Origin of the sequence: Streptomyces prunicolor (genome assembly GCF_045162825.1) — a bacterium.
In the GTDB taxonomy this organism is placed as follows: domain Bacteria; phylum Actinomycetota; class Actinomycetes; order Streptomycetales; family Streptomycetaceae; genus Streptomyces; species Streptomyces prunicolor.
In genome coordinates, this window is record NZ_CP108676.1 from 1,180,728 (window position 1) to 1,193,747 (window position 13,020).

General features: G+C 70.2%; 9 protein-coding genes. 4 read left to right on the plus strand and 5 right to left on the minus strand.

The window, feature by feature from the left end; translation table 11 throughout:
- The first annotated feature begins 29 nt into the window (after positions 1 to 29).
- Both OG588_RS05360 and OG588_RS05365 read left to right on the plus strand, forming a co-directional pair.
- Positions 30 to 1,709 carry a thiamine pyrophosphate-dependent enzyme gene (locus OG588_RS05360; protein ID WP_405946259.1) on the plus strand — a complete coding sequence of 560 codons (1,680 nt, stop codon included), beginning with the start codon at positions 30 to 32 and terminating at the stop codon, positions 1,707 to 1,709.
- Between the two features lie 42 nt (positions 1,710 to 1,751).
- A complete protein-coding gene (locus tag OG588_RS05365; RefSeq protein WP_405946260.1) occupies positions 1,752 to 2,999 on the plus strand; it encodes a M20 family metallo-hydrolase in 1,248 nt (415 codons plus the stop codon).
- Positions 3,000 to 3,014: 15 nt separating this feature from the next.
- On the opposite strand, the gene OG588_RS05370 is transcribed toward OG588_RS05365, so the two are convergent.
- Together OG588_RS05370 and OG588_RS05375 are read right to left on the minus strand one after the other, a co-directional pair.
- Positions 3,015 to 5,399 (minus strand): SpoIIE family protein phosphatase, encoded by a 2,385-nt coding sequence (locus tag OG588_RS05370; RefSeq protein ID WP_405946261.1) that lies wholly within the window; start codon positions 5,397 to 5,399, stop codon positions 3,015 to 3,017.
- Positions 5,400 to 5,506: 107 nt separating this feature from the next.
- Positions 5,507 to 6,361: a phosphatase PAP2 family protein gene (locus tag OG588_RS05375; protein WP_405946262.1), complete on the minus strand. Its 855-nt coding sequence runs from the start codon at positions 6,359 to 6,361 to the stop codon at positions 5,507 to 5,509.
- 125 nt (positions 6,362 to 6,486) lie between these two features.
- On the opposite strand from OG588_RS05375, the gene OG588_RS05380 reads away from it, so the two are divergent.
- Positions 6,487 to 8,085: an MFS transporter gene (locus tag OG588_RS05380; protein WP_405946263.1), complete on the plus strand. Its 1,599-nt coding sequence runs from the start codon at positions 6,487 to 6,489 to the stop codon at positions 8,083 to 8,085.
- Between the two features lie 172 nt (positions 8,086 to 8,257).
- The gene (locus OG588_RS05385) at positions 8,258 to 8,893 is read left to right on the plus strand and encodes a TetR/AcrR family transcriptional regulator (protein ID WP_405946264.1); all 636 of its coding nucleotides are present in this window, start codon (positions 8,258 to 8,260) and stop codon (positions 8,891 to 8,893) included.
- 29 nt (positions 8,894 to 8,922) lie between these two features.
- On the opposite strand, the gene OG588_RS05390 is transcribed toward OG588_RS05385, so the two are convergent.
- From OG588_RS05390 to OG588_RS05400, 3 genes are read right to left on the minus strand one after another with little or no spacing between them, the layout of a single operon-like run.
- The gene (locus tag OG588_RS05390) at positions 8,923 to 9,996 is read right to left on the minus strand and encodes an ABC transporter permease (protein ID WP_405946265.1); all 1,074 of its coding nucleotides are present in this window, start codon (positions 9,994 to 9,996) and stop codon (positions 8,923 to 8,925) included.
- A complete protein-coding gene (locus tag OG588_RS05395) occupies positions 9,993 to 11,534 on the minus strand; it encodes a sugar ABC transporter ATP-binding protein (RefSeq protein ID WP_405946266.1) in 1,542 nt (513 codons plus the stop codon). Before OG588_RS05395 ends, OG588_RS05390 begins: the two co-directional genes overlap by 4 nt.
- 1 nt (position 11,535) lies before the next feature.
- Positions 11,536 to 12,795, minus strand: a complete 1,260-nt coding sequence (locus OG588_RS05400) for a sugar ABC transporter substrate-binding protein (RefSeq protein ID WP_405946267.1) — start codon at positions 12,793 to 12,795, stop codon at positions 11,536 to 11,538.
- Between the last annotated feature and the right edge of the window lie 225 nt (positions 12,796 to 13,020).

The window sequence follows — 13,020 nt, forward strand, 5'->3', positions numbered from 1 at the left end:
GCGGCCTCAAGAGAAGGAACACACACCCGATGGCGAACGTCGCACCCGAGTCTCCCGAACCCTCCGAGCGCCCCCTGTCCGCCGGCCATCTGCTCGTCGCGCAGCTGGAGCGCGAAGGCGTACGGCGGGTGTACGGCGTCCCCGGCGAGTCCTTCCTCGACGTCCTCGACGGTCTGCACGACTCGCCGATCTCGACGGTCGTCACCCGGCACGAGGGCGGCGCAGGCTTCATGGCACTGGCCGAGGGCAGGCTGACGGGGCTGCCCGGGGTCGCGATGGTCACCCGGGGTCCGGGCGCCGCGAACGCCTTCATCGCCGTCCACACCGCGTACCAGGACGCGACCCCGATGCTGCTCTTCGTCGGCCTGGTCCCGGTGCCCGACCGGGGCCGGGAGTCCTTCCAGGAGTTCGACCTCACCGGGTGGTTCGGCAGCACGGCGAAGAAGGTCGTCATGCTGGACGACCCGACCGCCGCCGCCCGTGTCGTCGCGGAGAGCGTCCACGTGGCGCGGAGCGGTCGGCCGGGCCCCGTGGTGATCGGCCTCCCCGAGGACGTCCTCACCCTGCCCGCGGGCACCTCCCGCCCGGTCCAGCCGCTCGCGGTGCCCAGGCCCCGCGCCGCCGAGGCCGAACTCAAGCAGCTGGTAAGGCGGTTCGAGCACGCGCGGCGCCCGCTGATCGTCGTAGGAGGCGAGGGTTGGAGCGCCGAGAGCGGCCAGGAACTCATGCGCTGGGCGACCCGCCACTCGATCCCCGTCCTCGCCGACTTCCGCGCCTACGACGCGGTCCCCCACGACCTCCGAGGCACGGGTGCCTACGCCGGTTCACTCGGCTACGGCCGTGGCGACCACGCCGCCCGGCTGCTGGACGAGGCGGACCTCACCGTCTTCCTCGGCGCCCCTCGCGGCGACGTGCTCAGCGACGGATACACGCGGGGTCTCGACTCGGAGACGGTGCTCGTCCTGCCCGGCGACGCACAGGGCCACAGCGGGCGCATCGACCAGTTCGTCTCGGCCCACGCACCGTCCTTCGTCCTCGACCTGGTCACCACGCCCGCGTCACCGGATGCCGACGTCGCCTGGTTCAAGGCGGCCGGGGAGGCACACGCGCACTTCTCCACTCCCGCACCCGAGCCGACGGCCTCGGACGACGACACCTACGTCGACCTCACCGCGGTCATGAGCGTGCTGCGCGAGGAACTCACCCCCGACACCGTCATCACCTACGGCGCCGGAAACCACGCCCTCTGGCCGGCCCGCCACCTTCCGCACCGCACCCCGGCCTCGCTCGTCGCCCCCCGCAACGGCGCGATGGGCATGGGCATACCGGCCGCCGTCGCCGCCTCGCTGGTCTTCCCGGGACGCGAGGTCGTGTCGGTCGCGGGCGACGGCTGCTTCCTGATGAACGGCCAGGAACTGGCCACCGCCGTGGGTCACGGCGCCGTCTTCGTCGCCCTGGTCGTCGACAACGGCTGCTACGCGACGATCCGCGAACACCAGGAAGGCGCCTACCCCGGCCGCCCGTCCGGCACCCGGCTCACCAACCCGGACTTCGCGGCATGGGCCCGCTCGTACGGCGCGTACGGCGAGACGGTGACCTCGCACCACGGCTTCCGCGAGGCGTTCCGCCGCGCCCGCGCGAGCGGACTCCCGGCCGTACTGCACCTGATCCAGGACCCGGCGGTCCGCGCCCCGGCGACCGCCGCCTGAGCCCCCGACTCCCCCTCCCACAACCCCCGACAGGACGTGATCATGAGCACCCCCGACGCCACCCTCTTGAAGGACTTCGCGACCCTCTCCGCCTTCGGCGCCACCCCCGCCGGCGGAGTCGACCGTCAGGCCGCCACCGCCGCCGACGGAGAACAGCGCGCCTGGCTCCACCAGTGGCTCACCGCCCGCGGCGCCGAGGTCCGCTACGACGGCGTCGGCAACCAGTTCGGTCTCTTCACCGTCACGCCGGGAGCCCCGTACGTCCTCACCGGCTCCCACCTGGACAGCCAGCCGCTCGGCGGCCGTTACGACGGGGCGTACGGCGTCCTGGCCTCGGCGCACGCCGCGCACCGGGCCGTGCGGCAGTACGGCGACTCCGACGCCGCACCGAAGTACAACGTGGCGGTGGTCAACTGGTTCAACGAGGAAGGCTCCCGCTTCAAGCCGAGCATGATGGGCAGCGCCGTGTTCACCGGAAAGCTGCCGGCCGACACCGCCCTCGCGACGACCGATCCCGCGGGCACCACCGTCGAGACCGCCCTCCGCGAGATCGGCACGATCGGCGACTACCCCGGACCGGACGTGGCGGCATACGCCGAGATCCACATCGAGCAGGGTCGCGACCTGGAGAACAAGGGGCTCACCATCGGCCTGGTGGACGCCACTTGGGCGGCACGCAAGTACCAGGTGGTGGTGCGCGGCGAGCAGTCGCACACCGGATCCACGATCATGGCGGACCGGCGCGACGCCCTGTTCGGTGCCTCGCTCCTCGTCGTGGCGGTACGTGAACTGGCCGAGCAGAGCACGGACTTGCCGCTGCACACCTCGGTGAGCGAGATGACCGTCGAGCCCAACTCCCCTGTCGTGGTGGCCCGCGAGGTGCGTATGCATGTCGACCTGCGCTCGCCCGACGAAGCCCTGCTCGACGCGGCGGCCAAGAAGCTGGCCGAGTCGATCCCGGGCATCGAGGAGCGCGCGTCGGTCTCCATCGAGCAGGTACAGACGCACGGTTGGGGCGTGGCACCGTTCCCCGCGGCCGGTGTCGAACTCGCCACCCGCGTCGCCGACGAGCTGGGGCTCAGCCACCAGACCATGATGACCATCGCCGGCCACGACTCGGTCAACATGAAGGACATCGCGCCGTCGATCATGCTGTTCGTGCCCAGCATCGAGGGAATCTCCCACAACGAGGGCGAGTTGACGGACGACCACGACATCAGCGCGGGCACCGATCTTTTGACCGAGGTGGTCGGTCGGCTCATGTCCGGCGCCCTGGACGGCACACGATGAATCAAGGGAGGGCGGTCAAGTGGCCTGCTCCGGTGGTGGAAGAGGGATGAGCTGCTCGGTCCAGATGGTTTTGCCGGTGCGGTTGTAGCGCGTTCCCCATCGCTCGGTGAGCTGGGCGACGAGGAACAGACCGCGGCCGCCCTCGTCGAAGACGCGGGCGCGGCGGAGGTGTGGGGCGGTGCTGCTGCTGTCCGAGACCTCGCAGATGAGGTTGTCGTCATGGATGAGCCGCAGTCGGATGGGCGGCCGGCCGTAGCGCATGGCGTTGGTGACGAGTTCGCTCACCACCAGTTCGGTGGTGAACGCCTCCTCCTCCAGGCTCCACAGGGCGAGTTGGTCGTGGACCCGCTTGCGTGTCTCGGCGACGGTGGCCGGATCGCTGGGCAGGTCCCAGGAGGCGACATGGTCCCGGTCGAGGATTCGGGTACGGGCGAGCAGCAAGGTGATGTCGTCGCCGCGGGGTTCGGGGCTCAGCGTTTCCAGGATGTCGTCGGCCAGTGTGTCGAGTGACGCGGCCGCCCGCTCAAGGGCATGACGAAGGTCGCGGAGTCCCGCGTCGGTGTCGTGCGTGCGGGTCTCCAGGAGCCCGTCGGTGAAGAGGGCGAGCAAACTCCCTTCGGCAAGGGCGAGTTCGGTCACCTCGAAGGGCAGACTCCCCAGGCCGAGCGGGGGGCCGACGGGCAGGTCCACGACGCTGCCGGCGCCGTCCGGGGAGAGCAGCACCGGAGCCGGGTGGCCGGCCGTCGCCATGGAGCAGGTGCCGGCGACCGGGTCGTAGACGGCGTACAGGCACGTGGCACCGACGTCGCCGGGGAGGTCTCCGGTGGCGTCGGGGTCCTGGTCGTCCGCCGTGTGGGTCACGATGTCGTCGAGATGCGTGAGGAGTTCGTCGGGCGGCAGGTCGAGGTCGGCGAGGGTACGCACCGCTGTGCGGAGTCGGCCCATGGTCGCCACCGCGTTGATGCCGTGACCGACGACATCACCGACGACGAGGCCCACCCGCGCGCCGGGCAGCGGGATCACGTCGAACCAGTCGCCGGCCGCCTGATCGCCGCTTCCCGCCGGCAGATAGCGGGCGGCCGTCTCGACGGCCGGGTGCACGATCGGTCCGTGCGGCAGCAGGTTCCGCTGGAGGGCTAGCGCTATCGCGCGTTCGCGGGTGAACCGACGGGCGTTGTCCAGGCAGACCGCGGCCCGTGCGACCAGGTCTTCGGTGACGGCCAGATCGTCGAGGGCGAAGGGCTCGCGTGAGGTGGCGGACCTGATGAACAGCGCCACCCCGAGGACCGTGCTCCGGGTGCGGATCGGCAGTGCGATCAGTGAGTGCGTCCCGAGTGACTCCGTGAGCGCCGCCGGAAGGTGTTCCTCGGCGAGCCAAGGGCCGATCTCCTGGGGTTCGACTTCGCGCAGCACCGCACTGCCGTCGGCGAGGCACTGGGCGACGGGTGAGGACGGGGCATGCCGGTACGTCCTTCCGGGGCTCGGCCCGGTCCCGGACGGCCACGGAAACACCGACCGGTGGGCCGCGCGGCGCAGCACGGTGGGACCGAGCGGGTCGGCGGGCGCGGGCAACTCGCCGCCGAAGACCGGTTCCAGCAGGTCGACGCTGACGTGGTCGGCGAAGCGCGGGACAGCAACCTCCGTGAGTTCCCTGGCAGTTGCCACGATGTCCAGGCTGGAGCCGATACAGGTCCGGGCCTCGCTCACCAGGGCGAGCCGCTCCCGGGAGGCGTACTGCTGGGAGTAGTCGGAGGCCGCCCAGCCCACCGCGTGTACCCGGCCCGCCCCGTCGTCGAGTGGAAAGATGTCGACGGCCCAGGCGTGCGCCTTGGGTTCGCCCGGGAGTCTGACGAACGGCTCGGTGAACTCCGGCTTCCCGGTCCGGGCCACTCGGAGGATCCGCCGCTCCACCTCCTCGGACACGGTGTCGTCGACGAGTTCGGTCGGCCGTCGGCCGCGGACTTCGTCCTCCGAGATGCCGATTGTCCTCAGCATCTCCGCGTTTCCGTGCAGCACCCTTGCGTCGCGGTCGTACACGACCAGAGGAGCGGGATGCTGTTCGAACATCCAGCGCATGAGCGAGTCGTCCGAGGACACACCCGACACCTGGCCGGAATCGACCGTCACCAGGTACGCCGCCTCCCGATCCGCGTCGAGCAGGGGGCTCAGCTGCAGGTGCGCGTCCAGGTGCCGGCCGTCGCGGTGCAGCATCGCGCCGTCAGCGGTGACCAGGTCGGCCGCCGACCTGCCGATGACCTGTGCGGGGGTGTAGCCCAGAAGGGATTCCGCCCCGCTGCTCCAGTACGTCACCCGGCCGGCTCGGTCCGTCACCGCGACAGCGGCGGAGGTGTCGACAGGGGCGCCGACGAGCGGGCCGATCTCCTGGCCGGATCCGTCCATGGCGTTTCTTACCCTTCTCCCGCATAAGCGGGCAATATCCACCATGGGCTCGGGGTCATCGGATGGCAAGGCGACCCTGCCCACAAGCGGCTGCGGCCGGGGCGGAATCAACCCCGGACGCGGGTGAGCGGGTGGCGCCTCGCGCGTCGGTCCGGTGTTCCGGGCGACTCGGGTGCCGGAACTCGCACGAACAGGAGCACGGCGCCGATGCGGGCGCAGGTGACGATGCCGTCGAGCCAGTAGTCGGCGGCGGTGGCGACGACGACCAGCAGTGTCAGCAAGGGGTGCAGCAACCAGAGCCAGCGCAGACGGCCGCGGGTGGTGACGATCAGTCCGACGGCGACCGCCACGGCACAACCGACGTACAGGGACGGCATCGCCCCGTAGTCGTCCGGCAGGGTCCCGGTGGGCGGCCCCGTCCCGGCCGGTATGCGGGGCGGCGCCATCGGCAGCAGCAGGTGCAGGACGAGGGCCACGCCGGCCGGCCCGGTGAGGGCCCGCCGGATCCAGACGTAGCGAGCGGGGTGCCGTCGGTACATCCAGACCAGGAAGACGACGGTCACCGGCACGTGCACTGCCGCGTAGCAGGTGGTGGCCGCGTGCACGAGCGGGTCGCTGTGCGACAGGGCGCGCTGGAGCGTCTCTTCGCCGGGCAGACGCAGGATCCGTTCCAGGTGCCGGACGTCGTGGGCGTTGCGGTGGGCCGCGCCCGGACTTCTCTCGCCGGCCCACCCGTCCAGCTCGTAGGCGAGGAACAGGCCCGCCGCCAGGAGCAGTTCGCGGATCGGCGACGGACGGGAGACGGCTACGGGGGCCTTCGCCTGCCCGCCTGCCCATAGGGACGAAGCCATCGCGAAGAAGCCCTCCATGACGAAGTGGTCGGGGACCGTGCCCCCGTTGCCCGGGCTGCCGTCGGCCGCACCGGCGCCGCCGTCCACGTCCGACGCGACGCAGGCGATCATATGGCATCGAAATGCAATACGCCTACGCGATGCCAATTGACATCGATTGACAAATGGCAGTTGAGTGCCACATTGTTTCGAGGTCACCTTCCCCAGCCGTCGCGTATCCGTGGAGGACCCCACCCATGAGTCAGAGCGTCACCTCGAAGCCAGAAGGAGCGAAGGCCGCACCGCCCCGGCCGGGCCCGGGGCGGCTGCGCGGCCACCCCTGGCTCTCACTCGTGGTCGTCGCGATCGGCGTCATGCTGGTGGCCCTGGACGGCACGATCGTCGGCATCGCCAGCCCAGCCATCCAGAAGGATCTGGACGCGTCGCTCGCGGACATTCAGTGGGTCACCAACGCCTACCTGCTGTCGATCGCCGTCACCTTGATCGTCATCGGCAAGCTCGGCGACCGCTTCGGTCACACGAAGATCTTCATGGCCGGCGCCCTCGGCTTCATCGCCACCTCCGCCGGGATCGGCCTGTCCGGCGACATCAAGGTCATCATCGGACTGCGCGTCCTCCAGGGCGTCTTCGGCGCCATGCTCCAGCCCACGGCCCTCGGCATCATCCGCGCCACCTTCCCGGAGGAGAGGCTCAACACCGCCATCGGGATCTGGGGCGCGGTCGTGGCCGCCTCCACCGCGGCGGGACCGATCGTGGGCGGACTGCTGGTCGAGCACGTCAGCTGGCAGGCGTGCTTCTACGTCAACGTCCCCGTCGGGATCGTCGCGATCGTCATGGGCGCACTGTTCCTCAAGGAGACGCATCTCGACCGTGAGGCCAAGTCCTTCGACGTCCCCGGCATCGTGCTGCTCTCCGCCACCCTCGCCTTGCTGGTGTACGGCGTGATCAAGGCTTCGGACTACGGCTGGGGCGATGCGAAGACGCTCGCCCTGTTCGGCGGCGCGGCCGTCGCGTGCGTGCTGTTCGTGCTGCGCGAGTCCCGCACGAAGGAACCGCTGCTGCCGTTGCGTCTGTTCCGCTCCGTGCCGCTGGTGGCGGGCACCCTGTGCGTGCTGATCCTGGCCTTCGCCCTGTTCGGGGTCATGTTCTATCTGACGTTCTACTTGCAGAACGTGCATGGCCTCAGCGCGGTCGACGCCGCCACCCGGATGCTGCCGCTGACCGGCCTGATGGTCGTCGCCTCCCCGATCTCCAGCAAGCTCATCGACCGCTTCGGCCCGCTCCCGCCCATCGCCGCCGGTATGGCGCTGACCACCGTGGCGATGTTCGGACTGTCCACGCTGGACCTCGGCTCGGGCACCAACGCGACCGTGGTCTGGCTCGCGATCCTGGGCCTCGGTCTGGCACCGATCATGGTCGGCGCGACCGATGTCATCGTGGGCAACGCCCCGGTCGAGCTGGCTGGTGTGGCGGGTGGTCTGCAGTCCACCGCCATGCAGGTTGGAGGCGCTCTGGGCACCTCCATCCTGGGCGCGGTGATGTCCGCCAAGATCGACAACGTCTTCGCCTCCCGGTGGACCGACGCTCACCTCCCCGCCCTCAGCGACGCCCAGCTCGACCAGGCGAAGGAGGCGGTCTCCGTAGGCGTGGCCCCGGTGCCGTCGGGCACGCCCAAGTCCGCGGCCGAGCTGATCACCCAGGTCTCGCACAGCACCTTCATGGACGGCCTGCACAACGCCCTCGTCGTCACCGGCTCGGTCGGCGTCGTCGGCATCCTGATCGCCCTGCTGATCAGGCGCGGCCGGAAGGTCGAAGGGGCGGCCGTCCACATATGACAGCGGGTCCGCGCATCGCGGGCCTGCTCTGAACGCGGGAAGCGCGTCCGTTCCACGGCGAGCGGACGGAGGACGGACAGCCTGACTTCCCGCGCGGCCGGGGCCCTCGTGGGGACGGTGGGCCCCGGCCCCTGTGGCAGACTCCCAGGAAAAATGAGGCAGGAGGTACGAGGTGGCGGTCGACCCGAGTTCGGTGTCCAGCCTGCGGGAGCGCAAGAAGCTCCGCACCCGGTACGCGATCATCGACACCGCCGTCGGCCTGTTCCTCGAACGGGGTTACGACGAGACGACCGTCGCCGAGATCGCCGAGGCCGCCGAGGTCGCCCCGCGTACCTTCTTCCGCTACTTCGCCACCAAGGACGAGGTCGCCCTCGACCTGGTCACCGAGGCCGACGAGAAGGTCCTCCTCGCCCTGGAGACCCGCCCCGCCGACGAACCCCCGGTCACCGCACTGCGCAACGCCACACGCACGACCGTGGAACAGCTGAGGGAGAGCAACGACGGCACCGACGAGCTGTGGCTGCGGACCCAACGGCTTCTGGAGAAGTCACCGCCCCTCCTCGCCGCCTACCTCCAGCGCGCCAAGTCGATCGAGAACCGTATGGCCCGTTGCCTCGCCACCCGCGAAGGCGTGGATCCCGACACCGACATGCGCCCCACCCTCGCGGTCAGCATCGTCGGTGCCGCCCTGCGCGCCGCCGAACGGCAGTGGTCCACCCTGCCCGGCGCCACCCTGGACGACCTCCTCCACCTCCGCGACCTCGCGCTGGACATCCTGCAAGAGCCTCTCGACCGCCACTGGACCTAGGGCATCTCGGGGTCCCCGGCAGGGCCGGGTCAGGTCGCCTCGCTCTCCGCACGGTCCAGTTGCTTCAGCTGCTGGGTGCGGAACCGGCGGGCCCGGATGCGCAGCGCCCATGAGGACAGCGCCACCGCGAGGATCAGTGCCGCGCCGTTGACCAGCGGCGATGCCCACAGCGGTGCGCCCAGCAGCACCAGGCCCGAGGAGACGAAGGCCAGGAAGAGCACGGCCACGAACAGACCGGGCACGTTCTGCCTGCCGGGTGTGAAGGCCGTGGAGCCCAGGAACACCGCGGCGAAGATGGGCAGGAGGAGGCTGTTCGCCGCCCCGGAGGCGGTCGCCGAGCCGAGTTGGCCGGTGAGTACGACGCCCGCGACGCCGGCCAGGGTGCCTCCGAAGGTGAAGGCGGCGATCCGGAACAGGCCCGGCCGGATGCCGGTGAGGGCCGCGGCCCGTGGGTTGGCGCCGACCGCGCGGAGCTTGCGGCCGACGGGCAGGTAGCGGAGCACCAGTGCCGTGACGAGCATGCAGACGATGCCGTAGTAGACCGAGAGCGGCAGTCCGAGGGTCTCCGTGCGGACCATCGACGTGACGGCGTGCGGGACGGTCAGGATGTCAGCGCTGTTGCTGTAGGCGAGGCCGACGCCGCTCAGCAGGGTCGCCATGCCGAGCGTGGCGACGAACGACGTCACCTGAAGTCGCTCGACGATCAGGCCGTTGACCAGGCCGACGACGGTGGCGGCCAGGATCGCGACGACCACCGCGAGCGGGGTCGACAGCCCGTCGTTCGTGGTGAGGCCGGCCACCAGGATGTTCGCCATCGAGATGTTGGCCGCGACCGAGAGGTCGATGGAGTCGGTCAGCAGCGGGATCATCACGGCGAGACCGCCGATGATCACGGGCGTCTGCTGGTCGAGGGTGGATTTCACGTTGTCCCAGGTCGCGAACTCCTCGGGCCGGGCCAGGCTGAAGACGACCAGTGTCAGCACGAGCAGCAGGAGCAGGCCGTACCGGCCGAGGCGGTGCGACAGGACGCCGACGCCCGCGGAGCTGGGCTGGTGACGTCGCGGAGCGGCGCTCGGCGCGCTCGCTCGGATCGGGGCGGTCATAGCGTTCCTCCGTATGCCATCTCGGTCAGCAGGTCGGCGTGGAGTCGGGACGCGTCGAGTTCACCGACGACCTGCCCTCGCCGCATGATCAGCGCGCGGTCGCACAGGTCGACCATTTCCTGGAAGTCGGTGGTGATGACCAGGGCCGCGGTGCCCTTGGTCTCGCACTCCGAGCGGATCTCCTCGTGGATGTCCGCCTTGGCGCCGACGTCGACGCCCGCCGACGGTTCGTTCAGGACGATCAGACGGCGGTCGAAGCCCAGCCACTTGGCCAGCAGGATCTTCTGTTGGTTTCCGCCGCTGAAGGTGGAGACGTCACGGTCGGCCAGGGGCGGCGACACCCGGAACGTGTCGAGCAGCCGACGGCAGGTCGATTCATCGGCCTTCCCGCGCACCGGGCGCCACCACGGTCCGGGCGGGCTCATCAGCATGTTCTCCGCCGCGGTGAGGGAGGCGGCGAGGCCCTCCGCCCTTCGGTCGGCCGGGACGAATCCGATCCCGGCCGCCAGCGCGGCGCGCACACCGCTCGGGTGGTACGGACGCCCGTCGAGACTGAGGCTGCCCCCTTCGGGAGCCAGGTCTCCGACGAGGGTCCGGCCGACCGCGAACTGACCCGCGTCGGCCAGCCCGCACAGACCGAGCACCTCACCTTCGTGGAGGGTGAGCGAGACCGGTCCGAAGCCCCGGCCGCACAGATCCTCGACGGTCAGCCTGGCGGATCGTGACGAGCGCGTCCCTTCCCGCCGTACCGCCTTCGCCGAGGCGTCGCCTCTGCCGGTGATCAGGCGGATCAGCTCCGCCTCGGACAGCTCCTCCGCGGTACGCACCGCGACGGTTCGTCCGTCCCGGAGGACCGTCACCCGGTCGCAGACACGGAGGACGTCCTCGCTGCGGTGGGTGATCAGGACGCAGGCCACCCCGTCGGCGCGCAGTCCGGCCAGGAGGTCGAAGAGTTTCCTGGCCTGGCGGGCTTCGAGGTAGGCCGTCGGTTCGTCGAGCACGATGAGCCGGGCACCGTGGGCCAAGGCCCGGCACACCGCGACCAACGTCTGGTCGGCGAGCGGCAGTTCACCCACGGGCCTGGTCACGTCGCACTCGAACCCGAGGCGGTCGACCACGGCCTGCGCCGCCGCCACGGTGGCCGACTCGTCGATCAGCCCGGCGCGCCGGACGTACCCACTGGACAGAGCGATCGTGTCCGCGACCGAGAACTCCGGGAAGAGTCCGAGATCCTGGTGGATGAAGGCGAGACCCGCTCCCCGGCGCTCGCCGGGGCCTCCCGAGGCGGGCTCCCCGAAGAAGCGCAGCTCGCCGTCGTCGGGGCGTTCGACGCCGGCCAGGAGCCGTACCAGCGTCGACTTGCCCGCGCCGTTCTCCCCCAGCAGGCCGTGGATCTCACCGGCACGGACCTGGAAGTCCACTCCGGCGAGAGCCGTCGTCGGGCCGTAGACCTTGCGCAGGCCCACCGCGTCGACCGCCGGCTCCGCGACGGAACTGCCGCTGGGCAAAGCGCCGTTGAGCGGGTTCTCACTGGTCATGTCAGTTCCTGACCCCGAGGACCGCGTCCTTGAGCGAGACGTTCCAGGCCTTCTCGTACGGAGACAGCCAGTCGTTCGCCTTCAGCTCGGCCGCCGTGATCGACGCGTAGTCCGGAGCCGAGGAGTCCTGCTTCGTCCAGTACGTGATCGGCAGCCGCAACGCGTCCTGCGCCAAGGGCTTCTCCCCCTGGGCGATCCGGCTGACCTGGTCGATCGCGGCAAGGGCCAGCATCGCCTCGGGATGGTGCACGACCACGGGCACCTTGCCGTCCTTGAGGAGCTGGATGCTGCCCGGCCCGGCGGTGTTGACGATGAGCTTGGCGTCCCGGTCGCGGGAGGCGCTGATGCCGTTCAGCGCACCCGGCAGCGGCGCGGACCCGTTCGGCCACAGCACGTAGTCGACGTCGGGGTCCGCGGCCAGGGCGGCGGCGACGCTGCTCTGCGTCTTCGTGGGGTCGATGAAGACGTCGGGGTTGAACTGGACGCTCTTCGTCGAGCAGCCCGAGCAGCCCTTGAGGTACTTCTCGGCCGCCGGGACATTGGCGTCGCTGAAACCGGGTGCGCTGACCACCAGGGTCTTCGCCTTGCCGTTGCTCTGCGCGACCGCCCAGGCCGCGAGGAGCGCTTTCTGGACTCCTTCGGCGGCGGGAACGTATGCGTCGAAGCCGCCACCGCCCGACGTGTCCTGGTGGATGCCGACGGTGTGGATGCCCTGGGCGCGGGCCTTGGTCAGCGCGGGGGCGATCCAGGTGGCCGGGACGACGGGGGCGACGATCGCGGTGGGCTTGTAGAGGATCGCCTGCTGCATCGCGGCCAGCGCGCCCTGCTGAGTGGGGGTCGCGGCCTGGAAGACCTTCACGTCCCAGCCGAGCTTCGGACCGATCTTCTCGATCAGATGCGTCTGATACACGGGACTGCCCACCGGGAACGCGTACACCACCGCCACCTTGATCTTCTTGCCGGCGGGCAGTGCGCTGGGGGTGGGCATGTCCTGTGCTTTCCATGCCACGAGCTTGTCGGCGGCGACCGTCCCGAACGAGGGACCCGTCACCGCGCCCTTCGACGCCTCGTCGAGCAGCGCTCGCGACTGCGACACGTAGTCGCCGCCCCCGCCGGTCGCGCCGGCGACCGCCGTATCTGCCTTGCCGGACGAACATGCGGCCAGCGTTGCCAGCGCCAGTGCGCCGACCAGTGACCTTGTCGGAGTGATACCGCGAGACGCCCGTCGATTGCGGGCCAGTGGTTGTACGGCGACCTTCATGTACCTCTCCTGCCTCGTCGCAGGTGGAATGAGCCTGACTGAGATGTCGTCTCCATGGAGGTCACGTGACGTCGGTGGGGGACCACGTGACGCCGATGACGATAGGGGTAACCCACCCAAAGAACAACACTTCTACGTCGCCATAGCATTATTTGTTTCGCATTGGGCGACGCCACGGCAGCTACCGATACAGGTAGCACGGAGGTGACAGAAATGATCAATAAC

Excerpts from the sequence above, each read along its gene's own strand:
- OG588_RS05360 (WP_405946259.1), top strand. The coding sequence starts at position 30 with ATGGCGAACGTCGCACCCGAGTCTCCCGAACCCTCCGAGCGCCCCCTG.
- OG588_RS05365 (WP_405946260.1), top strand. The coding sequence starts at position 1,752 with ATGAGCACCCCCGACGCCACCCTCTTGAAGGACTTCGCGACCCTCTCC.
- OG588_RS05370 (WP_405946261.1), bottom strand. The coding sequence starts at position 5,399 with ATGGACGGATCCGGCCAGGAGATCGGCCCGCTCGTCGGCGCCCCTGTC.
- OG588_RS05375 (WP_405946262.1), bottom strand. The coding sequence starts at position 6,361 with ATGATCGCCTGCGTCGCGTCGGACGTGGACGGCGGCGCCGGTGCGGCC.
- OG588_RS05380 (WP_405946263.1), top strand. The coding sequence starts at position 6,487 with ATGAGTCAGAGCGTCACCTCGAAGCCAGAAGGAGCGAAGGCCGCACCG.
- OG588_RS05390 (WP_405946265.1), bottom strand. The coding sequence starts at position 9,996 with ATGACCGCCCCGATCCGAGCGAGCGCGCCGAGCGCCGCTCCGCGACGT.
- OG588_RS05395 (WP_405946266.1), bottom strand. The coding sequence starts at position 11,534 with ATGACCAGTGAGAACCCGCTCAACGGCGCTTTGCCCAGCGGCAGTTCC.
- OG588_RS05400 (WP_405946267.1), bottom strand. The coding sequence starts at position 12,795 with ATGAAGGTCGCCGTACAACCACTGGCCCGCAATCGACGGGCGTCTCGC.